Origin of the sequence: Phenylobacterium sp., assembly GCF_004299445.1 — a bacterium.
In the GTDB taxonomy this organism is placed as follows: Bacteria; Pseudomonadota; Alphaproteobacteria; order Caulobacterales; family Caulobacteraceae; genus Phenylobacterium.
On record NZ_SCTC01000008.1, the window covers coordinates 59911 to 85153 of the forward strand.

Below are 25243 nucleotides of genomic sequence, written 5' to 3' on the forward strand. Positions count from 1 at the left end.
TCGCCCGCATTCCGCGCGTCGCAGACGGCTGATGTTGACCTCCTGGGCGGGTGACCTGACGCCCGCCCCGCCCTATCTTGCGCCCATGACCGATACGCTCGACGCCGAAGCGCCGCCGCTCCCCCACACCGACCGCTCGCCGACCCAGGACGGCCCGGCGATACGGCTCTATCTCGTGGATGGCTCGGGCTTCATCTTCCGCGCGTTCCACGCCCTGCCGCCGCTGACGCGCAAGAGCGATGGCCTGCCGGTCGGGGCCGTCGCCGGCTTCTGCAACATGATCTGGAAGCTGCTGGTCGACATGAAGGCCCAGGCCGACGCGCCGACCCACCTGGCCGTCGTCTTCGACCACTCCGAGGATACGTTCCGCAACAAGCTCTACGACCAGTACAAGGCCCACCGCCCGCCGCCCCCGGAAGACCTGCGACCGCAGTTCCCGCTGGTCCGGGAGGCCACGCGCGCGTTCGGCGTACCCTCGCTGGAGCTGCCCGGCTACGAGGCCGACGACATCATCGCCGCCTACGCCTGCAAGGTCCGCGACATGGGCGGGGAGGTGGTCATCGTCTCGTCCGACAAGGACCTGATGCAGCTGGTGGGGCCCCAGGTGTCGATGCTCGACACCATGAAGAACGTGAAGATCGGAGTTGAACAGGTCGCCGAGAAGTTCGGCGTAACGCCGGACAAGGTCGTCGATGTGCAGGCTCTGTGCGGCGATTCGGTCGACAACGTGCCCGGCGCGCCCGGGATCGGCATCAAGACCGCCTCGGCGCTGATCAACGAGTACGGCGACCTCGACACGCTCCTGGCCCGGGCCTCCGAGATCAAGCAGGAGAAGCGCCGCCAGACGCTGATCGAGTTCGCCGACCAGATCCGCCTGTCGCGTCAGCTGGTGCAGCTGGATTGCGACACGCCCCTGCCCGAGCCGGTCGACGACCTCGCCGTGCGCGAGCCCGATCACGGCACGCTGCAGGCCTTCCTGGAGCTGATGGAGTTCCGCACGCTGGCGCGCCGCGTCGGCGACGCCACCGCCCCGGGCCGCGAGGCGGCCGTGCAGTCGGTCATGGCCGAGACCAAGGCCGCCGGGCCGGCGGCGCCGGCGCACGGGGCCATCGACACCACCGCCTACGCCTGCGTGCGCGACGTCGCCACGCTCGACGCCTGGATCGCGCGAGCCTACGCCACCGGCGTCGTCGCGTTCGACACCGAGACCGACGCGCTGGGTGCGCTCAGCTCCAACCTCTGCGGCGTCTCGCTGGCCACCGCGCCCGGACATGCCTGCTACATCCCCGTGGGCCATGCGGGCGAGGACGAGGGCGGCCTGTTCGGCGAGCCCGCGGCCGGCCTTGAGCAGATCCCGCTGGACGTGGCGATGGCGAAGCTGAAGCCGCTGCTCGAGGACCCGTCGGTCCTGAAGGTGGCCCACAACGCCAAGTACGACATCGCGGTGCTGGCCCGGCACGGCATCACGGTGGCGCCGATCGACGACACCATGCTGCTGGCGTTCGCGCTCGAAGGCGGGCTGCACAACAAGTACGGGATGGACGAGCTGTCCAAGCGGGTCCTCGACCACGAGCCGATCGCCTACAAGACGGTCGCCGGCACGGGGAAGTCGCAGAAGAGCTTCAAGCACGTCGAGCTGGCCGCCGCGACCGCCTACGCCGCCGAGGACGCCGACGTCACCCTGCGCATCTGGGAGCACCTGAAGCCGCGCCTGGCGCACGAGCGCATGTCCACGGTCTACGAGCGCCTGGAGCGCCCGATGCCGCAGACGCTGGTGGGCATGGAGCTGGAAGGCATCAAGGTCGACACGCAGATCCTGCAGCAGCTCAGCCACGACTTCTCGGTGCGCATGGTCGAGCTGGAGGCCGAGGCGCACCGCGTCGCGGGCCGGCCGTTCAACCTGGGCAGCCCCAAGCAGATCGGCGACATCCTGTTCGGCGAGATGGGCCTGGAGTCGGGGAAGAAGACCGCCACCGGCGCCCAGGCGACCGACGCCTCGCTGCTCGAGGATCTCGCGGCCAAGGGGCATGAGCTGCCACGCATCCTGCTGGACTGGCGGCAGCTGTCGAAACTGAAAGGTACGTACACCGACAATCTGGTCGCCGCGATCGACCCCAGGACCCAGCGGGTTCACACCAGCTACAGCCTGGCCGCCGCCACCACGGGCCGCCTGGCGTCGACCGATCCCAACCTGCAGAACATCCCGATCCGCACCGAGGAAGGCCGCAAGATCCGTAAGGCCTTCATCGCCGAGCCCGGCCACGTGCTGATCAGCGCCGACTACTCGCAGATCGAGCTGCGCCTGCTGGCCCACATCGGCGACATCCCGCAGCTGAAGAAGGCCTTCGCCGAGAACCTCGACATCCACGCCATGACGGCGTCCGAGATGTTCGGCGTGCCGATCGAGGGCATGCCGGCCGACACGCGCCGCCGCGCCAAGGCGATCAATTTCGGCATCGTCTACGGAATCTCGGCCTTCGGGCTGGCCAACCAGCTGGGCATCCCCAGGGAAGAGGCCGGGGCCTACATCAAGACCTACTTCGAGCGCTTCCCCGGCATCCGGACCTACATGGACCGCATGCAGCAACAGGTGCGCTCAGAAGCGTTCGTGACCACCATCTTCGGCCGCAAGGTGCATATCCCTGCCGCCCGCGGGAAGAGCCAGGCCGAGCGCAGCTTCGCCGACCGCGCAGCCATCAACGCCCCGATCCAGGGCGCGGCGGCCGACGTCATGCGGCGCGCCATGATCCGCATGCCCCAGGCGCTGGTGGACGCGGGCCTCAAGGCCAAGATGCTGCTGCAGGTGCACGACGAACTGGTCTTCGAAGCCCCCGAGGCCGAGGCCGACGCGGTCATAGCCGTGGCCAAGCGCATCATGGAACGCGCGGCCGAACCGGCGCTCCAGATCACCGTGCCGCTGGTGGTCGAGGCGCGGGCCGCCCCCAACTGGGACGACGCGCACTAGAGCCTGTCCGGTTCAGGTGGATCATCTGAACCGGACGAACACGCTCGATCTCTGATTTGGAGCGCGCTTCGGGACGCGCTCTGAGGTCGGTCTAGCCGAAGACCCAGCCCGTGGGGGTGCTCACCAGATGGTCGGGCGTCGCACCGCTGAGGACAACCGACTCACCCGTGGTGAACGAGATCGTGACGCCGCCGGCGCCGGCGGCGAGCGACGCGCGGCCGCCCGCGCCCAGGATCGCCGAGACGTCCAGAATGTCGCCGGCGGAGAAGTCGGCGACAGTGTCGGCGCCCCCGCCGACCTTGAAGACGAAGGTGTCCGCCCCGGGCCCGCCGATCAGGCGATCGTTGCCTGCGTCGCCCTGCAGCAGGTCGTTGCCGCCCCGGCCATCAAGAGTGTCGGCGCCGGCATAGCCCCGGATGAGATTGCCGCCCGCGTTCCCGATCACCAGGTTGTCCAACTCATTGCCATGTGCGGGGACCGATTTCGTCCCTGTCAGCTCCAACCGCTCGACGTTGGCGGGCAGGATGACCATCTCGTCCGAACGGATGAGATCCATGCCCCCGCCGGCGGCTTCGACCACCTTGTCGCCCGCGGTGACCACGTAGACGTCGTGGCCACCGCCGCCGGCCAACAGATCGATCCCGCCGCCGCCATCGATCGTGTCGCTCCCCGCGCCGCCGGTCAGCGTGTTCGCCCCCGCATCGCCGACCAGCTGCAGCCCGACCGCCGCCACGCCCGGCGCGCCGCCGCCTCCGCTCCACTGGCCGAACGCCCAGGCGCCGGCGTCGGTGGCCGTCGCCAGGATCTTGTTGTTCGCATTCACCACCGCGGTGGATTCCACGATGATCACGTCGTTAGCGCCGTTGCCGGTCACCGTCGCGCCGTCGACCTTGTTGAGCCGGATCCAGGACTTCATCTCGGGGAAGCCCTGCACGATGTTGTCGTCGATGACGACGTTGTCCGCGTGGCTGATCGAGATCCCGTGGTACATGCCGCCGGCGATGACGTTGCCGGTGATCACGACGTTCTGGTACGGCAGTGCGCCCACCTGATCGCGGATGAAGATGCCCTGAACGGCCGCGCCTTCGCCGCGGATGAACGCATTGTCCGTGATGACGATATTTCGGGCCGACGCCGTGGTGTTCGTCGTCCACAGCTGAATCGCGTCCGGGTGGTCCCCGACGGCCGGAAAGAAATCGCGGAACAGGTTGCCGCTGATGGTGAGGTCCGAGGTTCCGCCCCCGCGCACCCCGTCGTACTTCAGATGATGGAACTCATTCCCCGAGATGGTGACGTTCTGCGAGTCGATATGCGCGATCGCGTCAGCCAGGTCGTGAAACTTCGATCCCTTCACGCTGACGTCGCGGCTCTCCCGGATCAGCAGGCCGCTTACGTCCTGGGCCGGGTTGTTGTCCTCGGTGCCGTGTATGTCGAGGTTCTCGAGATGGATGTCCTGGCTGCGGTAGATCTTGAAGGGGTTGGCGCCCCCTTGCGGCAGGGCGTTGAGGTCGAGGTCGCGGACGGTGATGCCGGCGGAATCGACGATCTCCAGCCGGGTGAGAACCGCGGGCCGACCCGGGTCGGCGGACGCGATCGTCACGTCGCCCGTCGTGAACTTCAGACTGGACGCTGTGAGGACGTAGCTCCCCGGCGAGAGCAGGATCGTGTCTCCGGCCTTGGCGGCCTTGAGCGCCGTGCTGAGCGCGGCGGTCGAGCTGACGTTGATGGTGGCCATGAGAGCGTCCCGTTGTTCTTATTCGAACAAGACCGCCGTCCCGACCGGGGCGCCCGGCCAACGGCTTCCGCCGTCGGTCGCACATGAGAACATCAGCAACCTGACACAATTTGGTCAAATTTCGGGCACGACCGAAAGTGCTCGCATTGAGCCAATGGTCAAGCTTGTTGATATTCTAGGTATCCCCTGCTGTCGGAGACTTTGGTCTGTCCCGATTGTTCTTAAGTACGACATGCGATGCGTCAGTCTGAAGGCGCAATGGTGTCGCAGGGGATTCGCGTATGACGCGAGGCCGCAGCTAGGCGTAAGATTGCATAAACCTTTGTTGCTCGCCTTCCAGGCGAACCGCCGTCAGAACGCCGCTGAAGTAGACGCCGGTATCGATATTGATCCGGTTGAGTTTGCGTTCGGGCCTATCGGCGGGCGTATGACCGTGGACCACCACCTTTCCAAACGCCTCATCCGACTCCAGAAAGTCATATCGGATCCAGATCAGGTCGCGCTCGGCCTGGGCGTCCAGGGGCACGCCGGGCCGCACGCCCGCATGCACGAACAGGTAGTCGCCGACCTCGAGGCTGAGGCGCAGGCCGGCCATGAAGGCGCGGTGACTGTCGGGCAGCACGGCGGCCAGCTGGGCCTGAACCGCCTCGCAGGCCGCCGGATCGAACGCCGGGGGCGGAGCCACGCCATACGACGCCAGCGTCGCCTGACCCCAGTTGGCGATCCACGCCGGGGCGAAGCCAGGGTCCGACAGGAAGCGAACCATGGCGTCTTCGTGATTACCCTTGAGCGCGACCACCTCGAAGCGGTCGTCGGCGGCCGTGGCGATGATTCGGTCGATGACCGCGCGGCTGTGGGGTCCGCGATCGACGTAGTCGCCCAGGAACACCAGCAGCGGAGGGTCGCGCGTCGCCGACTGCCCGGCATCGGCCGCGATCTGCGCCAGGAGGCCGTCCAGCTGATCCACATGGCCGTGAATGTCGCCGACCGCGTACACCAGCCGCCCGCCCGTGGAAGGGGCGTGGATGCGCGCGGGTCGGGTCATGGCGAAAGGTTCCTGGTGGAGCCGAGGGGAGTCGAACCCCTGACCTCCTCATTGCGAACGAGGCGCTCTACCAACTGAGCTACGGCCCCAGGAAGGCGCGGAATAACTCGATTGGACGGCCCTCTGTCAAGGCGCCCTGCGTCGGGCGGTGACGCCGCTTCACCTTGTCACGGCCACAAAGGCCGGTAGAACCGGGGCTATGGCCGGCTTTCTCTACTACATCATCGACGCCCTGATCGGGCTTCTGATCCTCGCCATCATCGTGAGCGCGGTGCTTTCGTGGCTGGTGGCGTTCAACGTCATCAACCTGCGAAACCCATTCGTGTACGGCGTGGCCCGCTTCCTCGACGCAGTGACGACGCCGGTCATGCGGCCGGTGCAGCGGTTCATTCCGCCGCTGGGTGGTGTCGACATCAGCCCCATCATCGTGATCCTGCTGCTGCAGGGCGTGCGAGGATACCTGCTGCCGTGGCTGTTTCGCCCGCTCTTCGGCCTTATCGGCTGACCGTCCGCGTCACGCCGAAGGGCGGACGCGATGCGGTGGACGGCTGGGCCCGCGACGAGGCCGGCCGGCCGGTCCTGAAGCTGCGAGTCTCCTCGGCCCCATCGGACGGTCAGGCCAACGCCGCCGTCATCGCCCTGGTGGCCAAGGCGCTGGGCGTCCCGAAATCCGCAGTGCGCATCGCGTCGGGCGAGACCTCGCGGGTGAAGCGCCTGGACCTCGACGGCGTCGACGATTCCGACATCGCGCGCGTGTTCGGCGCGGAACCTTAGGCTCCTTTGGCTGTTACCTCCGCGACCGCTCAACGAGTGGTCGCGATCGGCCCGGCCCCCCTGGCATCCCCCCCGTCCAACGGCCGGGCCGATCCGCTCCCCCGCCCTTCATCAGGTCTCAACGCTCGGGTAAGCTCGTGGCATGCCCAGTCGCCCTGAGCCCACGCGGGCCGACCTCACCCGGATGATCGCCGACGCCCGCCGGGTGGTCGTCTTTACGGGCGCCGGCATCTCGACCGAGAGCGGCATCCCCGACTTCCGCAGCCCCGGCGGGGTGTGGAGCAAGATGAAGCCGATCTACTTCCAGGAGTTCGTGGGCAGCGAGGAAAAGCGGCGCGAGGCCTGGACCCGTGCATTCTCGGGCCGCGCCGGCTGGGTGGGTCGCGAGCCCAACGCCGGACACATGGGCGTGGCGCGCCTCATTCACTCCGGCAAGGCCAGCGCGGTGATCACCCAGAATGTCGACAACCTGCACCAGGCGTCGGGGGTGCCGGCCGAGAAGGTGATCGAGCTGCACGGCAACGCCAGCTACGCCACCTGCCTGGAATGCAGCCTCCGCCACGAGCTGGACGACCTACAGGCGCTGTACGAGGCCACGGGCGACCTGCCGGCCTGTCGCGCGTGCGAGGGCATCGTCAAGACCGCCACCATCTCGTTCGGCCAGGCGATGCCGGCCGAGCCCATGGCGCGGGCCCAGGAACAGACCCTGGCGTGCGACCTGTTCCTGGTGCTGGGATCGTCGCTGGTGGTCTATCCGGCCGCGAGCTTCCCGCTCGTGGCGAAGCGCAACGGCGCCCGCCTGGCCATCGTCAATCGCGAGCCGACCGAGATCGACGAATGCGCCGACCTGGTGCTGCACGACGAGATCGGGCCCGTGATGACGCAGGCGGCGCCTGCCAACTAGACGGGGCGAACTAATTTCCGCAACAGGCTCTGCCGCGGCGATTTGGTCACACACCTGCCGCGATCATTGGGCTATGCGCTGCCCGGATTCTCGTTCGGAGCCTTAAGTGATCAGATCTGCCGCCGTGGCCGCTCTCGCCGCCCTTCTCGTCTCCGCCTGCAGTTCGGGCGAAAAAGCGGACACCAGCAATCCCACCGCGGGTCTCGACTCGGAGATCCTGGCGTGGCGCACCGCCGTCGAGGCCGAGCATCCCGCATGCGCCAGCAAGGTCGAGGGCAAGGGCTGCCAGGACTTCCAGGTTATGTGCAAGGCCTACCAGGAGATCGACGCCGCCGAGAAGGCCAAGGGCGTCGTCACCCAGGTGGTCGCCGCCATGACCTTCGCCGGCCGCAATCCGGACGGCTCCACCGGCAAGTCCGGCTCGTCGTTCATGCTGTTCTCGAAGGACGCCAACGGCTGGACCCGCACCGAGTCCAAGCCGGTCAACATGTCGAGCTGCGCCCCGCTGGCCTGAGCCTGGCTCCGTTTGCAGGCCGACGCGCGGGCTACCCGGCCGCGCGGACGCCGACGATGCGGCGGACCTGGGCGGCCTGGCGGCGGGCGACGGGGACTTCGGCGCCGGACTGCAGCACCACAGCCGAGGGCCCCCCAGGCCGCCGGGCCAGCCGCACGATGCGGTCGCGGCGGACCAGGGCGCCGCGGTGGACGCGCAGGAAGTCCTCCGGATCCAGCTCGGCCTGCAGCTTTCGGATCGCCTTCCGGACCAGGAAGCTGCGGCCTCGGCTGTGGATGCGCACATAGTCGCGCTCGGCCTCGACCCAGTCGATCAGGCTGACCGGAAGCCGTAGGCGGTCGCCGCGGTCGGGCACCCATATCTCCTCGGCGAATCCGGACTCGGGCGCCTCGGCGTCGACGGCGCGCAGCGCCTGCACCACCTCTTCCAGCGCGGCGATCCGAAGCCGCGCCTCACGGCCCTCCAGCACCCGCCGCGCGCGTTCCAGCGCCTCGTGCAGACGCTCGAACTCCACCGGCTTCAGGAGATAATCGACGGCCGCCAGCTCGAAGGCGTCGGCGGCGAAGCGGCTGAAGGCGGTGACGAAGATGAAGACCGGCGCCTCCTCGGGATCGATGGCGCGCGCCAGATCCAGGCCCGAGATGCCGGGCATGCGGATATCCAGCAGCACCACGTCCAGCCCGCCCTTACGGATCAGGCCGAGCGCCTCTTCCCCGTTAGTGGCCTGAGCCACGACCATGGCGTCGCCGGCCTTGTCGATCGCCATCTGCAGCCGGCGCAACGCCGGGGGCTCGTCATCGACGATGGCGATGCGGAGGGGGCGGGTGAGGGTGGAAGTTCCGTCGCTCATGCGCGCTCCAGGGGAATCTCGACGGAGGCCAGGAAGCCGTTGGGCCGGCGCGGGCCGACCGTGAGCTCGGCGGCCCGGCCGTAGATCAGGTCCAGACGCCGCCGCACATTCTCCAGGCCCAGGCCCAGCTTGGGCGGCGCCTGCGAGCCGGCTCCGTCGCCGCCGTCATCCGAGACGGTGAGGCGCAGGCGGCCGGCGTCGGACGTGGCGGTGATCTCGATGGTCACCGGCGCGTTCGACCGCGCCACGCCGTACTTGACCGCGTTTTCGACCAGCGGCTGCAGGATCAGGCTGGGCGCCAGGGCATCGCGCAGCTCGGCCGGGATGTTCTCGACGTAGTTCAGCCGGTCCTCGAAGCGGGCTTGCTCGATCAGCAGGTACTGGCGCTGGGCCTCGATCTCGTCCGAGAGCGGGGCCTTGTCGGGCAACTCCTTTTCCAGCGTGTGGCGCAGGAAGCTGGAGAGCGAGAGGACCACCCGCTCGGCCCGCTCGTTCTCCTTGGCCAGGATCAGCGAGGAGAGCGCGTTCAGGGTGTTGAACAGGAAGTGCGGATTGATCTGGTAGCGCAGCATCCGGTTCTGCGCGTCCATCGCCAGGGCCTGGCTGGCCACCAGCCGCAGGTTCTTCTCCTTGAGCTCCTCGTCCAGACGGATGGCGAAGTAGAGGGCGCACCAGCTGATGAAGGTCCAGAAGAACATCGAGGCGGTGAAGGCTACCGAGATCGGGCTGAAGGGCTCGACCTTCCAGAGGGGATTGACCAGGTAGAAGACCGCGTAGTTGAGGATCGAGTAGGCGAAACCTCCGACCACCGACATGGCCACCGCCGCCACGATGCGCCGCCACATCGGCTGTCCGGCGATGGCCGACAGCAGGCGGCCGATCAACAGGCAGGCGAGGAAGCCGAACACGGCCATGCCCAGGCGGCGCAGCGCCATGTCGCCCGCATAGGGGATCGGCTCGGCGAGCATCCGCGCTGTGACGATGACGTACGTCAGCGTCCAGAGGACGAAGTTCGCGACGAGATAGTTGTTCGGACGCGGCAGGCGCACCAGGGGCCTCTCCCCGATCGTTCGGAGCCCGGAACGGGCCGATGCACATCGCCGAACGGTCAGATCCTTGTAAGAGCTTGGGCGGCCGGCGACGCGCCGTTCACCCGGTGTTCGACATTCTCGTGAAAGCGTCGCTGGTCCAAGGCCGCTTGTCGACGCATCGCCGCCGTTCGCCGCAAAACCCGCCGCTGAGCGGCGCCGCCGCGGCCCTTCGCCGCATTTTCCATGAAGACTGTCGAGGCTGCGGCATCCTGGCTCGCGAAGTGTGCGTAGGGAGTTTTGCCGTGCCGGTGCGACCGCCATCCTTGAGGGCCATCGCTGCGTTCGAGGCCGCCGCGCGTCATGAGAGCTTCACCAAGGCCGCCGACGAACTGAACCTGACGCAGAGCGCCATCAGCCACGCCATCCGCTCCCTGGAACTTCGGCTGGGCGTCGACCTGTTCGAGCGATATGGCCGCACCGTGGCCCTCACCGAAGCCGGCCGGGCCTTCGTCAGCCGCCTGCGCCTGTCGCTCAACCTGATCTCTGAGGCCTTCGAGGCGCCCTCGCGGCCCGGCCGCGCGCGACTGGTGGTCGCGTCGACCGCCGGCATCGCCGAGCGCGTGCTGTCGGCCCGGCTCTCGAGCTTCATGGCCGCCCAGCCCGACCGCGAGCTGGAGCTGCGCACGGTCACCGGCGTCGGCGAGGTGTCGGCCGGCGAGGCCGACGTGGCGATCCTCTATGGCGCCGGCGCCTGCGCGGGCCTGACCCAGCGCCGCCTGGCCGGCGAGGCGCTGTTTCCGGTGGCCGCCCCCGGCGCCGACCTGCCGCGCCGGCCCGAGGACCTGGTCCGCGCGCCGCTGATCGCCCAGCCCGAGCATCCGTGGCGGCTGTGGCTGGAGCAGGTGGGGCTGTCCGACCTGCCCGTGCACGCCACACTCACCGCTGACAGCCCGCTGGCGGCGCTGGAACTGGCCCGCAGCGGCGCCGGCGTCTGCCTGGCACGGGGCCTGCTGGTGCGCGACGACCTCAAGGCAGGCCGACTGGTCCGGCTGTTCGAGGCCGAGGCGGCGCTGCGCGAGGACTACACGGCGGTCTGGAACCCGGCCTCGCCGCGCGCGGACCTGATCCGCCCGTTCGTCGACTGGCTGGCCGGCGCCCTCGAGCCGCCCGCCCCCGCGCCGACGCTGCACGCCGCCTGATCTCAATCGCACGGCCGCACGTCGCCGCCCCCTGTCGGTGAGGCGGCGAGCGGCGGCTTGCGACCAGACTCCGCTCGCACAAAGAAGGGGCCCCCGCTTGCGCGGGAGCCCCTGGCAGCATGGCCTCTCTCGAGCGAGCGAGGCGTTAGAACTTCGCGGTCACCCCCACGAACATCCGGCGACCCAGCAGGTCGTAGGTCGGGTAGGAGTTGGGCGAGCCGGTCTGGGAGATCCGGTTGTTCACCAGCGGCGGATCCTGATCGAGGATGTTGTTGATGCCGCCGCGCACCGCGAACATGTCGTTGATCACCCACTGCGCCGACAGGTCCAGATAGCTGCGTTGGGGCAGCTTGTGGTTGAAGGCGTTGCGCGTGCCGCGACCGATCGTCGGCTCGTTGGTGTCCTGTTCGTAGGTCATGTCGTGGATGTAGCGCCACGTCAGCGAGGCGGTGACATCCCACGGCGTGGCCCAGGTCACGCGCATCGTATGACGCCAGCGCGGGTTCAGCGTCTGGCACTGCGCGCCGAACAGGCCGGCGCAGTCGTAGGCCGCGTCGCCCGGCAACGGCACCGTGGTGGCCTTGAGCAAGTACGAACCGGTGAGGCTCACCGAGACGCTGCCCCAGTCCTCCAGGCCCCAGTCCTCGATCGGCAGGACGTAGTTGGCCTGCAGGTCGACGCCCGAGGTCACGCCGGCGCCGATATTGGTGTTGGTCCCGTTGATGTAGCCGCCGGCGCCCGCGGTGGTGCCGAACAGAATGCCGTTCTGGGCGCGGACCACCTGCGAGCAGAAGGTCGGGTCGCCCGTGTTCAGGCAGCGGGTGAGGATCACGCCCAGCGGGATGGCCCCGACGATGTCCTTCAGGTCGACGTGGAAGTAGTCGACGCTGGCGGTGAAGCCGCGGATGAACGCCGGGCGGGCCGTGGCGCCGATGGTGAAGGTCTTCGCCGTTTCGGGGCCGAGGTTGGTGTTGCCGCCGTTCAGCACCGCGCACTGGCCCGAGGGGCACTGCGGGATGTTGCGGTACTGGGCCGCCGTGACGCCGGTGTTCTGACAGGCGGCGAGCGAAGCCGGGGCCACCGCGCCGGCGGCGCAGGGGTCTTCCGACACCTGGCTGGTGTTGGTCACCGCCTGCGGCGTGTAGAGCTCGAGGATCGACGGGGCCCGGATGGCCTTGTTGTAAGAGCCGCGGAGCTTGAAGTCCGGGGTCGGCGCCCAAGACAGGCCGATCTTCCAGGTCTCGGCGTTGATGCCCGTCGAATAGTCCGAGTACCGGAAGCCCAGCTCGGCCGTGATGTCGTCGGCGAAGGGCCTGTCCTGCACCAGCGGCACGCGGGCTTCGGCATAGCCCTCGGTCACCCGCAGGCTGTTGTCGATCGGAGTGGAGGCCCCGCCGGAGCCCGACAGGTCACCCGACAGCCGGGCCGCGTCGGGCTGGTACTCCAGGTGGTCGCGGCGGTTGTGGAAGCCGAACGCCACGCCCACGCCATCGGTGGCCCACGGCGACTTCACGCCATAGTCGCCCAGGTCGCCGGTGATGGTGCCTTCCACGATCCGCTCGGCGATCGAGCCGCGCGCGGTGCCTTCGATGTCCAGATAGGCCAGGGCCGCGGCCGAGACCTGACCGTCCTGGAAGATGTTGTAGGGCACGCAGCCGCCGCCCGAGATGCACTGCGGCCCCGTCGGCGTCTGCACGACCTGCAGCGCGTTCTGCAGCCGGGAGATCGACAGGTAGTTCTGCGCCGCGTTGTTCAGCTCGGTGTAGTAGTACGAGCCGTAGAGGTCGTACTTCCACGATCCCACGATCTCGCCGCGGCCGCCGAACACGGCGCGATAGTTGGTGTGGTTGTACGACTGGTTGCGGCCCCCGCCTTCGATGTTCCGCCGCCCGATCAGCAGGTCCTTGCTGGCGCCCGAGGCGACGTCGGCCGCCGAACAGCCGATCACGCCGCGCTGCTGGGCGCTGAGGAAGGGGTTGTTGCAGTTGACCAGGAAACCGCCGTTGGCCGACGCGCCCGAGCCCTGGAACAGGCCGGTGGGCGCGATCTGCACGTTCGAGCGATCCTGCATGAAGCCGAAGTCGCCGTAGAACTCGAGGTGCTTGTTCACCTCGTAGCGGGCCAGGAAGCCCGCCGTGTACCGGGTGCCCTGGTGGATCAGGTAGGCATAGTCGTTCGAGTTGAAGAAGGGCGGCGGCGTGGTGTTGGCCGTGCCGCTCCAGGGGGCGAACGTGTTGCCGACCACCGCGACCTGGGTGGGCGCGCCCGGCAGGTTGAAGCCGCCGCCGGCGGCCAGCACGAACTGGTTCGAGTTGGTCGAGCCCGCGCAGCCGACCGTGCCGTTCGCGTTCAGCACCACCTGGCAGGCCGAGTAGTCGCGCTTGGACTGCGTGACCGGCTTCTGGTCGTGATAGGTGAAGTAGCCGGTGACGTTGCCGCGACCTTCCTCGAAGTTCGCGCCCATGATGATCGACAGGTCCTTGGACTCGCCGTCCCAGACGTTCTTCTTGGGCGGAGTCACGCGGCGGGCCGGCAGCAGGCCCTGCACGAACTCGTTGTGCTGCTCGTGCTGGTAGACGCCCCACTGGGCGTCGATCTCAACGCCTTCGAAGTCGCGCTTCATGATGAAGTTGACCACGCCGGCCACGGCGTCGGAGCCGTAGGTGGCCGAGGCGCCGCCGGTCAGCACGTCAACGCGCTGGATCAGCTGCGACGGGATCTGGTTCAGGTCGGGCGAGGGGTTGGCGTTGCCGGTGTCGGGATCACCGATGCCGAGGCGACGGCCGTCCACCAGCACCAGCGTTCGCTGCTGGCCCAGGCCGCGGAGGTCGACGGTGGCCGTGCCGCCCGGATTGGAAAGCGGGTTGGAGGTGCTGGAGAAGCCGGTCTGGCTGTTCTGGCTCACCTGCGGCAGCTGGTTCAGGATGTCGGCGGTCACGGGGCGGCCGCCCAGCACCACTTCCTGCGCCCCGACCACCTGCACAGGGCTCACGCTCTCCAGGTTCGGCGAGGGAATGCGCGTGCCCGTGACGACCACCTCGGCCACCTCGTCGGCGGCGGTCTGCGCCAGGGCGGGGCCGGCCAGCCCGACGAGGGCCGCGCCACAGATCATCGACGACGCCATGAGGCGCGTCCGCGTATGCTTGATGCTCAAGGTCAAAATCCTCCAACGGCCCGCGACGCACACGTCGGACGGGCCGATCCCCACAATGAAAAGCCGGCCCACGCGCCGCCGGGCGAACCGGCCGCGCGCCTGAGCGCCGCTGGAGAAAAACTATTGTCGCGTGCAGCCCTCCTTTACTGAATTTGTCTTGTCTACTTCATGAATCCTTCTCATGAAGCGCCCGTGTGAAGCCTAGCCGGCAGCGCCGCTGGGGGCCATAAACATGTTGTTTTACAACATCATATAGCGGGCCAACGGCAGACCTCAGAGCGACTCGCTGCGCGGTGCGTTCCATCCGGGGGTAAAGTCGTTCGTGGCAAAACGTTGCAAAAAGAAGACAGATTTCGACTTAGGTCACAATTGTCGCCGCAGACTGATACATGAACACGCCTCATGTGAAGTATGACGAGAAGTCGTCACGAAATTTGAACTTCGGAATGTAAGGTGAGGGTGCGCTGCAGCCTCGTCGGGCCGGCGGCGCGCAGCGAGGATGATTATGACCGACGTCGCCTTCGAATTCGCCGCCGGAGCCGCCCCCTCCGCACAGGTCCCCGCGCATCGGGCGCCCCGCGTTCTCTGGATCGACCCGGACTCCGGAGCCATCGAGCCCGGCCTCGACATGCTGCGCCGCCACGGCTTCGAGGTGGCCCGCGCGGACACCGCCGCCGAGGCCCAGCCCATGCTGGACGCCGCAGGCGCCGACCTGGTGATCCTGGAGACCGCGCTGTCGGACGCCGACGGACTGGGCCTGTGCCGCCGGCTGTCGGAAGCCGACGGCGCTCCGGTGCTGGTCGTGGCCCGCGCCGCCGACACGCTGGATCGGGTCGCCGGACTGGAGTTCGGGGCCGACGACGTCCTGCCCAAGACGATCCACCCGCTTGAACTGTTGGCCAGGGTTCGCGCGCTGCTCCGCCGAGCGGCCCGCCATGCGCGACAGGCCGCCCACGCCGCGCTCGCCACCTGGCGGTTCGACGCCGAGCTTGGCTACGTGACCTCGCCCTCGGGTCGCACGGTCCGACTGAGCCCCGCCGACTCGGCCCTGTTGCGCGCGTTGGTCGACCGCCCTGGCGTGGTGCTTCCCCGCGAGGCGCTGGTGGCTCTGCTGCATGGCGAGGGCGGCGTCGCCGGCGGGCGATCCATCGACGCGCGGGTGGCCCGGCTGCGCCGCGCGCTGTCGGCCTGTGACGGCGCCGGCGAACTCATCAAGACGCTGCGCGGCGGCGGCTATCTGTTCCAGGCTCACGTGACCGTCCGGAGCGGACTGGTCGCGGCGTAGCGCGCCGCGCGAGGCCTACCCCGCCGCGCGTTGCGAGCCAGGATCCTGGGGCGCGCCGATCCAGTGGGCGACCTTGCCGACCAGCTCGCGGGCGCTGATGGGTTTGCCGATGTGGTCGTCCATCCCGGCCTGGCGGCAAGCCTCGACGTCCGAGGGCTGGACGCTGGCGCTGACCGCCAGGATCGGCGTGTCGCGGTTCAGCTCCGAGCCGCCGCGGATCGCCCGTGTCGCCGCTATGCCGTCGAGGCCCGGCATCTGCAGGTCCATCAGCACCAGATCGAACGTGGTCCGCCGGGTGGCCTCCAGCGCCTCAAGCCCGTCCGAGGCCTCGGTCAGCTGCAGCTCGAAGGGATCGAGCAGGGCCATGATGAGCTCACGGTTGGCGCGCGCGTCATCGACCACCAGAACCCGGGCGCCCGCGGGGGGCTTGGCCGTCTCAGGCTCAGCCGCCCGCCGGCGGGTTCCCGCCGCCTCGACCGGCGCCCGAAACCAGAACCGCGAGCCCTGTCCCTCGACACTCTCCACGCCGATCTCGCCGCCCATCAGCTCGACCAGCCCGCGGGAGATCGCCAGACCCAGCCCTGCGCCGCCGAAACGTCGGGCGTTCGAGCTGTCGACCTGGGAGAAACGCTGGAAGAGCCGCGTCGCCGCCTCGGGCGCGATGCCGATGCCGGTATCGGTGACCGAGACCAGAAGCTCGCCCCGCCGATAGCGCACGTTCAGCGTCACTTCGCCCTGATGCGTGAACTTGATGGCGTTGGTGAGGAGGTTCAGCACCACCTGGCGCAGACGCCCGGCGTCAGCCAGCACCCGACCCGGATTGGGCCCCGCGACCTCGCCTGTGAGCCTCAGGCCCTTGGCCTCGGCGCTGTCGTGCACGACCCCCAGGGCCTCTTCGACGAAGACCTGCAGGTCGAACGGCTCGGGCCGCAACTCGACCTGCCCCGCTTCGATCTTCGAGAAGTCGAGCACATTGTTGACGATCGACGTCAGCGCCTCTCCGCTGAGGGCGATGCGGTCGACGTAGACCCGGGCCTTGTCGGGAAGACCCTGCATCTTGCCCAGGAGGCCCGCGAAGCCCACCACCGCGGTCAAGGGTGTGCGAATCTCATGGCTCATCGTGGCCAGGAACTCGGACTTGGCGATCACCGCGCCCTGCGCCTCGGCTTCCTTCCGCCGCAGCTCATCCTCCAGCCGCCGCTGCTCCGTGATGTCGCGCAGCACGGTGACAACGGCGACGGGCTTGCCTGTTTCGTCGCGAATCGCCGCTGGGGTGCCCTGAACCCACGCCCATCCGCCGTCTGCGCGTCGCAGCCGGAACTGGCTTTCTCGGCCGGCGGGCATCGCACCGCCAGCCAGCACCGCATCGCGGGTCGAGCCGGTATAGTCTTCGGGATGGATGAAATCGAGATTGTTGCGGCCGATCAGCTCCTCGGGCCGATAGCCGAACGCGCTGATCGACGGCGAAACGAACTCGATCCGCCCACGCATATCCACGCGTGCGATCACGTCGGTGGCGTTGTCGGCCAGAGCCCGGTACCGCGCCTCGCTGTCCCTCAGACGTGCGAGCGCTTTGCCGGTTTCCGACCTCTCGCGCTCCAGGTCCTCCTGCAGCGCAATTCGCGCGGTCACATCGCGCAGTGTGGCGACCGCGCCGATGATGCGATCCCCCTCATAGATCGGGCTGGTGGCGCCTTCGAAGTCGACGTGGCGGCCCCCGCGAAGGGGGGTGCGCCAGACGTTCCGGTCGCCCTGCGGCGGCACACGCCCCGCCTTGAGATCGGCGAAGAACGCCTCGTTCCGCGCCCGGTCGCCTTCGGGAACCAGATCACGAAAATTGCGACCGACCACCAGGTCCGGGTCGAGCCCGATCTGGCGGGCGGCGCGCGGCGAGATGAATTCGACATTGCCATCGACGTCGTAGCGCACGATGAGGTCGGCGGACTGCTCGGCCAGCTGCCGATAACGCTGCTCGCTCTCGCGAACCTGCTCTTCGAGCCGCCGGCGCTCCGTGTTGTCCCGGATCACCGACACCACGCCGATCTGGCGGCCATCCGCATCGTACATGGGCGCAGGGCGCCCCTGCACCCAGCGCCAGGTTCCGTCCTTGTGCTGAACGCGCACGTCGCCGGTGTCTTCGGCGGGCGAAGGTTCCCCGCGAGAGAGCATCGCGACCCGTTCGCCAATCTCGGGAACGTTGTCTGGGTGAATAAGCGACAGCAGCGGCGTCCCAACCAGCTCCTCGGCGGAGTAGCCCAGGAGGCCGATCACTGAAGGCGACACGTAGCGCAGGATGCCGGCGACGTCGTACTCGATGATGACGTCATGGGCGTGTTCCGCCATGAGTCGGTAACGCGCTTCGCTTTCGCGCAGCCGCTCCAGTTCCTTGCGAACTGGCCCCGCCCAAAGCCGCGGCCACCACCGCATTCGCTGTCCCTCAGGGGCCGAGAAGCGCGCCCCGCCATCGCGAGCGCCGACAACACCGCTCACGGAACAGAACTCTACGAAAGCCCGCGCAGAAACGCCAAGCGCCCTATGGCCGCAGCTCCCGCGCAGGCGCGTCGGAGGAGCTCAATTTGAGGAAGAATGGTGCCGCCTAGGTGACTCGAACACCTGACCTACGCATTACGAATGCGCCGCTCTACCGGCTGAGCTAAGGCGGCTCCTGTCCGGGGACGGCGGCTTTTACGCGAACAGCCTCGATTTGCAAAGCGCCTGTCTGCCGCAGGTTCAGGGGGTCACGCCCATTCGATCGCGCCAGAACCGGGCGAGCGCGTCGCGGAAGACCTCTTCGTTCCAGCTCTCCGCCGTCACCCGCCCCGCCTCGCGCATGAGGGCCGCCTCGGCGCCGGCCGCCTCGTGGATCTCGACGGCCCGCACGAGGGCGCGCGCCGCCGCCTCGCAGTCATCCTCCTCCACCCAAAGGCCGTTCAGCGAGGTGGTGTATTCCCGCGCGCCAAGGCCCGTGAATCCCGCCACCAGACAGCCGCTGGCCATGCCCTCGAGGATCGATGTGCACATCCCCTCGAACCGGGCGAGGCTGAGGAACACCGCGGCGCGCGACAGGGCGGCGGCGGTCTCCGCCTCGGTGCGGCCTTGGATCACATCCCACGACCAGTCGTCCCGGTCGCCGGTCAGCCGGCGGAACATGCCGTGGATCGCCGCCATTTCCAGCGGCCGCTTGCTCGGCATGCAGGCGATCACACGGGCCTTCGCCGCGGGCTGGAACCGCTCGCTGTCGACGAAGCAAGGTATGGGGGCGACGACGTCGTGGTCGAAGAACCTGGCGAGCCAAGCCGCCACGCCAGCACTGCAAGCGATAAAGTGCCGGTAGGCGCCACGCGCGTCGGGCGACAGACGGGACAACGCCGAGGCGGCCGCGTAGTAGGGGTTCTTGCAGTGGACGACCTTCTGATTGGGCAGTCCGGAACAGGCGGCAAGAACCTCGATCGCATCTTCCGGGATCACCAGGATCTCGTCCGCCTTCGGCGGCCAGCTCCAGGCGTCGCTGGGCGCGGAGTGGGCGAACCATTCCGGGAGACTCTGGCCCTCCGGGACCCGCACGACCGCGTCGTAACCCAGTTCGACCAGAGCCCCGACGTGTCGGCATGTCGTCCGGTTTCCGCCCGTCCGCGCGGCGGGGGACGGCATGAGAAAAACGAGCTTCGGCACAGTCCCCCCTTTCACGACTCGGCGGGTTCCCCGCCCTAAACCGCGGGCCCCAGCAGCGCCGGCAGCAGCCAGGCCACCGCCGCGCCGGCGACGACGCAGACGACGCTGAGCGCCAGCATGATCCAGAACGTCCGGCCCATCAGTGGCCGGGGCTCATAACGGTCGTCGTCGGGCGGGCTCACGGCCGGCGATCGATCAGGTTGAGCAGCGCCGCCTCCATAGGGAATGGCGGGAACGCCTTGGCCGCCAGCTTTGTCCGCCCCAGAGGCTGCACCACCGCCTTCGAAAGGCCAAGCGCACGAAGATCGGGCGCCGGGTGGGTTTTCAGGAGCCGGGCCAGAACCTGGGCCGCCCGGGGCGAATGCAGCAGGACCGCATCGCTCCGGGCCAGGGCCTCGGCCTCGGCGGCGCCCAGTTCGACCGGCGTGGTCTCATAGAGGATGAGCCGGCGCGCCTCGACCCCATGCTTCTCCAGCGATCCGGCGAGGTCTCCGGCGGGTTCGGCCGCGCCCGGGTGCAGCACGGCGCCCCGCAGCTCGCCGCGCCTCGCGGCGATCCCTTCGGCCAGCGCCTCGACGTCGCCGTCGGCCGACAGAACCGACTTGAAGCCCGCCTTACGGGCCGCCTGGGCCGTGGCCGCGCCGACCGCGAACACCTTCAGGCTCCGTTCGCCGCTGGCGTCGGCGAAGGCGCGGACCCCGTTGGCGCTGGTGAAGGCGAGCGCCGCGACCCCGCGCAGGTCGACGACCACGTCCGGCAGGACGATCACCTGCAGCAGCGGCGCCACGATGGCGTCATGCCCCAGCGCCCGCACCCGCTCGGCGGTGACGTCCGCCCCGGGCTGCGCGCGGGTGATCCAGATCCTCTGCCGACGGGTCGCCATGCGGAATGCTGTTAGCCGAACCCGATCGATTGGGGGAGCGAAAGTGCGGCCTGGCCGGAGGCGCTAGAGAACGATGGCGTCGCCCGCCTCGGTCTTGATGGCCACGCCCAGCGAGACGCCCAGGTCATGGGCCGCCGCGCGAGCATCCGAGGCCTGCGAGAGCTCGGCCGAACCTTCCTTCCGGAACCGCTGCTTGCCGTCCGGCGACAGGGCCTCGACGATCAGCTGCATCGACCCGTTCTCGAACCAGGCGTGCGCTCCGATCGGCGTCTTGCACGAGCCTTCCAGGGCCGTCAGCGCGCCCCGCTCGGCGGCCACGCACAGGGTCGTGGTCTCGCAGCGCAGGGAGACGACCCACGGCAGGTCGCGGTCAGCCTCGCGGGTCTCGATGGCCAGCGCGCCCTGACCGGGCGCCGGCGGGACCGCCCTGGGATCGATCAGGCTCTTCACCTCGTGCCCCAGGCCCAGGCGGCGGAGGCCCGCATAGGCCAGGAGGATCGCATCGGCCTCGCCCGCGGCCAGCTTCGCCAGCCGAGTGTCGACGTTGCCGCGCAGCATCTGGACGTCCAGGTCGGGGCGGCGGTGCAGCGACTGCGCCTGGCGCCGCAGGCTGGCGGTGCCCAGCTTCGCGCCCAGCGGCAGATCTTCCAGCTGCTCGGCGCCACGGCTCAGGAAGGCGTCGCGGGGGTCCTCCCGCTCGGGCACGGCGGCGATGCAGAGCCCGTCGGGCAAGAGCGCCGGCATGTCCTTCATCGAGTGGATCGCGCAGTCGATGCGGCCCTCGATGAGCGCCTCCTCGATCTCCTTCGTGAACAGGCCCTTGCCGCCGATCTCCAGCAGCCGGCGGTCCTGGATCCGGTCGCCCGTTGTGGTGATCACGATCAGCGGCGCCACGCGTTCGACGTCCGCCGGGTTCGACGGGTCGGCGCCCAGCGCCGCGGCGATGCGGCGCTGCATGTGGCCGGCCTGGGCCAGGCTGAGCTTGGAGCCGCGGGCGCCGATACGCACCTGGCCCGGCCGGTCTTGACGAATAGGGGCGGCAGGTTGCGAAGGCACGGTGGGCGGTCTACCTCGGGAGCGGAACGTGAGGCCTGCTACAGGAGCGGGCCGCCCCGGGCAACCGAATGACCCCGACCCCCCACACCGTCCTCGGTCTTGAGACCAGCTGCGACGAGACCGCCGCGGCGGTCGTTCGCCTGCACGCCGACGGCCGCGCCGAGGTGCTGAGCTCGATTGTCGGCAGCCAGATCGCCGCCCATGCGCCGTTCGGCGGCGTGGTGCCCGAGATCGCGGCGCGCGCTCACGTCGAGACCATCGAGGCGATCGCCGAGGCGGCGCTGGAGGAGGCGGTGCTGGGCTACGAGGACCTGACCGGCGTCGCCGCCACCGCGGGGCCGGGCCTGGTGGGCGGGGTGATGGTGGGTCTCAGCTTCGGCAAGGCGGTGGCCCTGGCCCGCGGCCTGCCGCTGGTGGCGGTGAACCATCTGGAAGGCCACGCGGTCTCGGCGCGCCTGGGCGCTGAGCTGGCCTATCCGTTCCTTCTGCTGCTGGTGTCGGGGGGACACTGCCAGCTGCTCAGCGTCGAGGGCATCGGCGCCTGCACGCGAATGGGCTCGACCATCGACGACGCCGCGGGCGAAGCCTTCGACAAGATCGCCAAGGCCATGGGCCTGCCCTATCCCGGCGGTCCGGCGCTGGAGAAACTGGCCCAGGGCGGCCACGCGACGGCCTTCGAGCTGCCGCGCATGCTGCTGGGCCGGAAGGACTGCGACTTCTCGTTCTCGGGCCTGAAGACCGCCGCCGCGCGGCTGGCCGAGGGCGTGACCGCCGAGGATCAGCGCCGCAACCTGGCCGCCGCCGTCCAGGCCGCCATCGCCGGGCAACTGGCCGAGAAGTCGGATCGTGCGATGAAAGCCTATGCGCAGGCGCAAGCGGGCCGGGGCCTGCGCTTCGTCGTCGCGGGCGGGGTCGCCGCCAACCGCACCGTCCGCGACCGCCTGGAGGCCACGGCCACGAAGAACGGCTTCAGCTTCGCAGCCCCGCCGCTGGCCTATTGCACCGACAACGCCGCCATGATCGCGCTGGCCGGCGCCGAACGGCTGGCGGCCGGCATCTCCGACCCGCTGGACGCCGTGGCCCGGCCGCGGTGGCCGCTGGACGCGGCGGCGGCGGCGGCGGCGCCCACGCACAAGGCCGGCCGCAAAGGCGCGAAAGCATGAACAAGGCCCCCCTCAGCAAGACGGGCGTCATCGGCGGCGGCGCGTGGGGCACGGCCCTGGCCCAGGTCTGCGCGCGGGCCGGCCGCCAGGTCACGCTATGGGCCCGCGAGCCCGACGTGGTCGAGGCGATCAACACCACCCACGAGAACGCCATCTTCCTGAAGGGCGTGCCGCTGGATCCGCTGATCCGGGCCACGGGCGATCTCGGCGACCTGGCCGACAGCGACCTGATCCTGGCCGTCGCACCCGCCCAGCACACCCGCGCCGCGCTGGCCGCTTTCGCGCCGCACGTCCGTGACGGCGTCCCGATCCTGTTGTGCTCCAAGGGCGTGGAGCAGGGCTCGCTGAAGCTGATGACGCAGGTGCTGGCCGAGACGATCCCGCAGGCCGCGCCCGCCGTGCTGTCCGGGCCGAGCTTCGCCGGCGAGGTCGCGCGCGGCCTGCCCACGGCGGTCACCCTGGCCTGTCCCGACCCCGGCTGCGCCGAGAGCCTGGCCGAGGCGATCGCGACGCCGACGTTCCGGCCCTACTTCGCCACCGACATGATCGGCGCCGAGGCCGGCGGGGCGGTGAAGAATGTCCTGGCCATCGCCTGCGGCATCGTCGAGGGCCGCGGCCTGGGCCGTTCGGCGCATGCGGCGCTGATCACCCGCGGGTTCGCCGAGCTGACCCGGCTGGCGATCGCCCTGGGCGGCGAGGCCGAGACCGTCGCCGGGCTGTGCGGCCTGGGCGACCTGGTGCTGACCTGCTCCAGCCCCCAGTCGCGCAACATGAGCGTGGGCCTGGCGCTGGGCCAGGGCCAGACGCTGGAGCAGGCTTTGGCCGGGAAGCTCTCGGTGGCCGAGGGCGTGGCTTCGGCGCCCGCCGTGCGCGAGCTAGCCGCCCGGCTTGGCGTCGAGACCCCCATATGCGAGGCCGTAGCCGCGATCCTGGCGGGCCAGGTCGGCGTCGATGACGCCATCCGGGGCCTGCTCTCCCGACCCCTACGCGAGGAATAGAGATGCCGACCTTCGCTCTGCACTGCCTGGACAAGGCGAACTCGCTCGAGCTGCGGATGGCCACGCGCGAGCGGCACCTGGCCTATGTCCAGAGCCGGGCGGCCGACATGAAGATCGCCGGCCCCATGTTCGACGACGCGGGCCAGATGGCGGGATCGATGTTCATCCTGGACGTGGCCGACAAGGCGGCCGCCCAGGCCTTCCACGACGCCGATCCCTACACCCAGGCCGGCCTCTGGCGGCAGGTCGAGCTCAATCCCGTGAAGATCACGTTTGGCGCAGTCTGAGCCCGACAACCCCGCCCGCCCGCCGCGGGGCCTGCGCCTCTGTGCGCTGGCCGACATCGAGGACCCGGGCGGCAAGAGCTTCCGCTTCCGGAACGGCAGCCGGATGTTCGCGGGCTTCGTCCTGCGCCGCGGCGAGGCGGCCTCGGGCTTCGTGGACTCCTGCCCCCACGCCGGCTGGCCGCTGGCGCCGCTCGACGACCGCTACCTCACCCGCGACAAGGCCCACATCCTGTGTGCGGGCCATGGGGCGCTGTTCGACCTGGAGGGACTGTGCCTGGCCGGACCCTGCCACGGCCAGCGCATCGCCACGTGGCCGGTCGAGGTGCGCGACGGCGAGGTGTTTACGGCTTAGCTTCGCGCCCGAACGCCGCCACATCCTCCAGCAGCGCCGCCGCCGCGGTCTTGACCAGTTCGCCGCCCTTCTCGGGCGTGGCGAGGCCGGGGTCTGAACCCATCCGACCGTCGGCGTAGCGCGCGCGGAAGTCGTGGGCCTCGCGGATCGGACCGGTCGGCGCGATCTGCGGCGCGTAGTTCGCAGACTTGATGCTGTCGGGATACCCCCACTGGGTCACCGCGATCTCGGACGGGGTGGCGTGGCTGCCGTGGCCGACCGGGAACTGGCGGTTGGCCAGCGCCGTGACCCCCGACAGGTCCCACCAGTTCTTCAGCTTGCAGGCGAAGCCGCGGTTGCGGCCCGCGTAGCTGGCCTCGGCGTAGAGTTCGGAGAAGGCGGCCTCGATCGTGGCGACGTTCCCGCCGTGGCCGTTCAGGAAGTACAGCTTCTCAAAGCCCGCATGCGCCAGGCTGCGGCACCAGTCGCCGATGGCCAGCATGAAGGTGGACGGCCTGAGCGCGATGGTGCCCGGGAAATCCAGGTGGTGCTGGGCCATGCCGATGTTGAACGTGGGCGCCACGATGATGTCGCCGGTCTTCTCGGCCTCATGCGCAATGATCTCGGGGCAGAGCCAGTCGGTGCCAAGGAGGCCGGTGGGGCCATGCTGCTCGTTCGACCCGATGGGGATGACCACCGTCCTGGACCGTTTCAGGAAGCCTTCGACCTCGGGCCATGTGGAAAGGTGAAGCAGCATGCGGGCAACATCCTCGAGAGCTTGGGGCGCCTTGGGGTCTCGGCGTCTGCAACTGCATAGGACCGCCCCCCGGCGACAGCAAATTCGAAACTCTGCGGTCTCAGTCGCCGGCGACGTGCACCGTCGGGTCCATCGCGCGCATGCCGACCAGGCGCCAGTGGTCCTTGCGTTTGGCGAAGGTGAGCACGCAGTCCTGGCTGCCGGCGTCCTTCAGGCAGGCGCGATCGCCGCCGACCTTGCGCATCAGGGGCGCCACCTGCTTGGGCGACGGCGCGGCGGTCAGCGTGGCGCCCGAGCGGTCGACCACGCGGACGGCGGCGGGGCTGATCATTCGGTCCAGTGCGAACTCGGACGGCCCGCCCTCCACGTCCAGCGCCGTCGCCTTGGCCAGCTCGGTCACCTGGCGGCGCACGTCCTCGCGCACGGCGGGGCGGTCGATCTGGGCTTCGAAGGCCTGCTTGTCCCCGCTCAGCACCGCCGCGAGCAGTCGGGCGGCGCTGTCGATCGCGCCTTTCGGCGCAGCGGCGCCGCAGCCGTTGAGGCCCATGGCGGCGACAAGGAGTACAGGGACGACTCGCAGCATGGCGCGAACCTGTTCCGCTCGGTGAGTCGCTTCAAGGGCGCATGTCAGCGCGTGTTG

23 protein-coding genes and 2 tRNA genes are annotated in these 25243 nt (G+C 69.3%); 11 read left to right on the plus strand and 14 right to left on the minus strand.

Going from position 1 to position 25243, the window contains the following annotated elements; translation table 11 throughout:
- Positions 1–85 precede the first annotated feature (85 nt).
- A complete protein-coding gene (gene polA, locus EPN98_RS03115; protein WP_293360263.1) occupies positions 86–2965 on the plus strand; it encodes a DNA polymerase I in 2880 nt (959 codons plus the stop codon).
- A 91-nt stretch (positions 2966–3056) separates the two neighbouring features.
- On the opposite strand, the gene EPN98_RS03120 is transcribed toward polA, so the two are convergent.
- The 3 genes from EPN98_RS03120 to EPN98_RS03130 all read right to left on the minus strand — a co-directional run bounded on the left by EPN98_RS03120 (position 3057) and on the right by EPN98_RS03130 (position 5834).
- Positions 3057–4700 carry a right-handed parallel beta-helix repeat-containing protein gene (locus tag EPN98_RS03120; protein ID WP_293360178.1) on the minus strand — a complete coding sequence of 548 codons (1644 nt, stop codon included), beginning with the start codon at positions 4698–4700 and terminating at the stop codon, positions 3057–3059.
- Between the two features lie 298 nt (positions 4701–4998).
- Positions 4999–5745 carry a metallophosphoesterase family protein gene (locus EPN98_RS03125; RefSeq protein WP_293360181.1) on the minus strand — a complete coding sequence of 249 codons (747 nt, stop codon included), beginning with the start codon at positions 5743–5745 and terminating at the stop codon, positions 4999–5001.
- A 13-nt stretch (positions 5746–5758) separates the two neighbouring features.
- Positions 5759–5834 (minus strand) — tRNA-Ala (locus EPN98_RS03130).
- A 110-nt stretch (positions 5835–5944) separates the two neighbouring features.
- Between EPN98_RS03130 and EPN98_RS03135 the strand changes: the two genes are divergently transcribed.
- The 4 genes from EPN98_RS03135 to EPN98_RS03150 all read left to right on the plus strand — a co-directional run bounded on the left by EPN98_RS03135 (position 5945) and on the right by EPN98_RS03150 (position 7937).
- Positions 5945–6250 (plus strand): YggT family protein, encoded by a 306-nt coding sequence (locus tag EPN98_RS03135; protein WP_293360184.1) that lies wholly within the window; start codon positions 5945–5947, stop codon positions 6248–6250.
- Positions 6214–6519: a DUF167 family protein gene (locus EPN98_RS03140; protein WP_293360186.1), complete on the plus strand. Its 306-nt coding sequence runs from the start codon at positions 6214–6216 to the stop codon at positions 6517–6519. The genes EPN98_RS03135 and EPN98_RS03140 overlap by 37 nt, the downstream gene beginning before the upstream one ends.
- A 142-nt stretch (positions 6520–6661) precedes the next feature.
- Positions 6662–7423: a Sir2 family NAD-dependent protein deacetylase gene (locus EPN98_RS03145; RefSeq protein WP_293360189.1), complete on the plus strand. Its 762-nt coding sequence runs from the start codon at positions 6662–6664 to the stop codon at positions 7421–7423.
- A 106-nt stretch (positions 7424–7529) separates the two neighbouring features.
- On the plus strand, positions 7530–7937 hold the full coding sequence (locus tag EPN98_RS03150) for a hypothetical protein (protein WP_293360192.1): 408 nt from the start codon (positions 7530–7532) through the stop codon (positions 7935–7937).
- A gap of 31 nt (positions 7938–7968) precedes the next feature.
- Here EPN98_RS03150 and EPN98_RS03155 read toward each other — a convergent pair whose 3' ends face one another.
- A complete protein-coding gene (locus EPN98_RS03155) occupies positions 7969–8787 on the minus strand; it encodes a LytTR family DNA-binding domain-containing protein (RefSeq protein WP_293360194.1) in 819 nt (272 codons plus the stop codon).
- Positions 8784–9836: a histidine kinase gene (locus tag EPN98_RS03160; protein WP_293360197.1), complete on the minus strand. Its 1053-nt coding sequence runs from the start codon at positions 9834–9836 to the stop codon at positions 8784–8786. Before EPN98_RS03160 ends, EPN98_RS03155 begins: the two co-directional genes overlap by 4 nt.
- Positions 9837–10141: 305 nt before the next feature.
- Between EPN98_RS03160 and EPN98_RS03165 the strand changes: the two genes are divergently transcribed.
- Positions 10142–11017 carry a LysR substrate-binding domain-containing protein gene (locus EPN98_RS03165; RefSeq protein WP_293360199.1) on the plus strand — a complete coding sequence of 292 codons (876 nt, stop codon included), beginning with the start codon at positions 10142–10144 and terminating at the stop codon, positions 11015–11017.
- Between the two features lie 145 nt (positions 11018–11162).
- Here EPN98_RS03165 and EPN98_RS03170 read toward each other — a convergent pair whose 3' ends face one another.
- On the minus strand, positions 11163–14171 hold the full coding sequence (locus EPN98_RS03170; RefSeq protein ID WP_293360202.1) for a TonB-dependent receptor: 3009 nt from the start codon (positions 14169–14171) through the stop codon (positions 11163–11165).
- A gap of 505 nt (positions 14172–14676) precedes the next feature.
- Between EPN98_RS03170 and EPN98_RS03175 the strand changes: the two genes are divergently transcribed.
- On the plus strand, positions 14677–15456 hold the full coding sequence (locus EPN98_RS03175; protein WP_293360205.1) for a response regulator transcription factor: 780 nt from the start codon (positions 14677–14679) through the stop codon (positions 15454–15456).
- A gap of 15 nt (positions 15457–15471) precedes the next feature.
- On the opposite strand, the gene EPN98_RS03180 is transcribed toward EPN98_RS03175, so the two are convergent.
- From EPN98_RS03180 to hemC, 6 genes are all read right to left on the minus strand, one after another.
- Entirely contained in the window at positions 15472–17883 is a 2412-nt protein-coding gene (locus EPN98_RS03180; protein WP_293360208.1) for a PAS domain S-box protein, read from the minus strand.
- Positions 17884–18043: 160 nt separating this feature from the next.
- A tRNA-Thr gene (locus EPN98_RS03185) sits at positions 18044–18119 on the minus strand.
- Positions 18120–18186: 67 nt separating this feature from the next.
- On the minus strand, positions 18187–19107 hold the full coding sequence (locus tag EPN98_RS03190; protein WP_293360211.1) for a glycosyltransferase: 921 nt from the start codon (positions 19105–19107) through the stop codon (positions 18187–18189).
- Positions 19108–19163: 56 nt separating this feature from the next.
- The gene (locus tag EPN98_RS03195; RefSeq protein ID WP_293360213.1) at positions 19164–19310 is read right to left on the minus strand and encodes a hypothetical protein; all 147 of its coding nucleotides are present in this window, start codon (positions 19308–19310) and stop codon (positions 19164–19166) included.
- Complete coding sequence (locus EPN98_RS03200) at positions 19307–20011, minus strand: uroporphyrinogen-III synthase (RefSeq protein ID WP_293360216.1); 705 nt, start codon at positions 20009–20011, stop codon at positions 19307–19309. Before EPN98_RS03200 ends, EPN98_RS03195 begins: the two co-directional genes overlap by 4 nt.
- Positions 20012–20074: 63 nt before the next feature.
- Positions 20075–21019, minus strand: coding sequence for a hydroxymethylbilane synthase (gene hemC, locus EPN98_RS03205; RefSeq protein ID WP_293360219.1), 945 nt, complete (start codon positions 21017–21019; stop codon positions 20075–20077).
- A 116-nt stretch (positions 21020–21135) separates the two neighbouring features.
- Here hemC and tsaD point away from each other — a divergent pair, with 116 nt between their 5' ends.
- Genes tsaD through EPN98_RS03225 form a run of 4 tightly spaced genes read left to right on the plus strand, consistent with a single transcriptional unit; the run spans position 21136 to position 23867 of the window.
- Positions 21136–22230 (plus strand): tRNA (adenosine(37)-N6)-threonylcarbamoyltransferase complex transferase subunit TsaD, encoded by a 1095-nt coding sequence (gene tsaD, locus EPN98_RS03210; RefSeq protein WP_293360222.1) that lies wholly within the window; start codon positions 21136–21138, stop codon positions 22228–22230.
- Positions 22227–23228, plus strand: a complete 1002-nt coding sequence (locus EPN98_RS03215) for an NAD(P)H-dependent glycerol-3-phosphate dehydrogenase (RefSeq protein WP_293360225.1) — start codon at positions 22227–22229, stop codon at positions 23226–23228. The genes tsaD and EPN98_RS03215 overlap by 4 nt, the downstream gene beginning before the upstream one ends.
- Before the next feature lie 2 nt (positions 23229–23230).
- Positions 23231–23515: a YciI family protein gene (locus tag EPN98_RS03220; protein WP_293360228.1), complete on the plus strand. Its 285-nt coding sequence runs from the start codon at positions 23231–23233 to the stop codon at positions 23513–23515.
- Positions 23502–23867, plus strand: a complete 366-nt coding sequence (locus EPN98_RS03225; RefSeq protein WP_293360231.1) for a Rieske (2Fe-2S) protein — start codon at positions 23502–23504, stop codon at positions 23865–23867. The genes EPN98_RS03220 and EPN98_RS03225 overlap by 14 nt, the downstream gene beginning before the upstream one ends.
- On the opposite strand, the gene EPN98_RS03230 is transcribed toward EPN98_RS03225, so the two are convergent.
- The gene (locus EPN98_RS03230) at positions 23857–24603 is read right to left on the minus strand and encodes a creatininase family protein (RefSeq protein WP_293360234.1); all 747 of its coding nucleotides are present in this window, start codon (positions 24601–24603) and stop codon (positions 23857–23859) included. The genes EPN98_RS03225 and EPN98_RS03230 overlap by 11 nt on opposite strands.
- 100 nt (positions 24604–24703) lie before the next feature.
- Positions 24704–25186, minus strand: coding sequence for a DUF2939 domain-containing protein (locus EPN98_RS03235; protein ID WP_293360237.1), 483 nt, complete (start codon positions 25184–25186; stop codon positions 24704–24706).
- Positions 25187–25243: the final 57 nt, after the last annotated feature.

Coding starts and splice junctions, on each gene's coding strand:
- EPN98_RS03190 (WP_293360211.1), bottom strand. CDS start 19,107: ATGCCGTCCCCCGCCGCGCGGACGGGCGGAAACCGGACGACATGCCGA.
- EPN98_RS03135 (WP_293360184.1), top strand. CDS start 5,945: ATGGCCGGCTTTCTCTACTACATCATCGACGCCCTGATCGGGCTTCTG.
- EPN98_RS03220 (WP_293360228.1), top strand. CDS start 23,231: ATGCCGACCTTCGCTCTGCACTGCCTGGACAAGGCGAACTCGCTCGAG.
- EPN98_RS03215 (WP_293360225.1), top strand. CDS start 22,227: ATGAACAAGGCCCCCCTCAGCAAGACGGGCGTCATCGGCGGCGGCGCG.
- EPN98_RS03175 (WP_293360205.1), top strand. CDS start 14,677: ATGACCGACGTCGCCTTCGAATTCGCCGCCGGAGCCGCCCCCTCCGCA.
- EPN98_RS03145 (WP_293360189.1), top strand. CDS start 6,662: ATGCCCAGTCGCCCTGAGCCCACGCGGGCCGACCTCACCCGGATGATC.
- polA (WP_293360263.1), top strand. CDS start 86: ATGACCGATACGCTCGACGCCGAAGCGCCGCCGCTCCCCCACACCGAC.
- EPN98_RS03200 (WP_293360216.1), bottom strand. CDS start 20,011: ATGGCGACCCGTCGGCAGAGGATCTGGATCACCCGCGCGCAGCCCGGG.
- EPN98_RS03125 (WP_293360181.1), bottom strand. CDS start 5,745: ATGACCCGACCCGCGCGCATCCACGCCCCTTCCACGGGCGGGCGGCTG.
- tsaD (WP_293360222.1), top strand. CDS start 21,136: ATGACCCCGACCCCCCACACCGTCCTCGGTCTTGAGACCAGCTGCGAC.
- EPN98_RS03230 (WP_293360234.1), bottom strand. CDS start 24,603: ATGCTGCTTCACCTTTCCACATGGCCCGAGGTCGAAGGCTTCCTGAAA.
- EPN98_RS03155 (WP_293360194.1), bottom strand. CDS start 8,787: ATGAGCGACGGAACTTCCACCCTCACCCGCCCCCTCCGCATCGCCATC.
- EPN98_RS03235 (WP_293360237.1), bottom strand. CDS start 25,186: ATGCTGCGAGTCGTCCCTGTACTCCTTGTCGCCGCCATGGGCCTCAAC.
- EPN98_RS03120 (WP_293360178.1), bottom strand. CDS start 4,700: ATGGCCACCATCAACGTCAGCTCGACCGCCGCGCTCAGCACGGCGCTC.
- EPN98_RS03180 (WP_293360208.1), bottom strand. CDS start 17,883: ATGCGGTGGTGGCCGCGGCTTTGGGCGGGGCCAGTTCGCAAGGAACTG.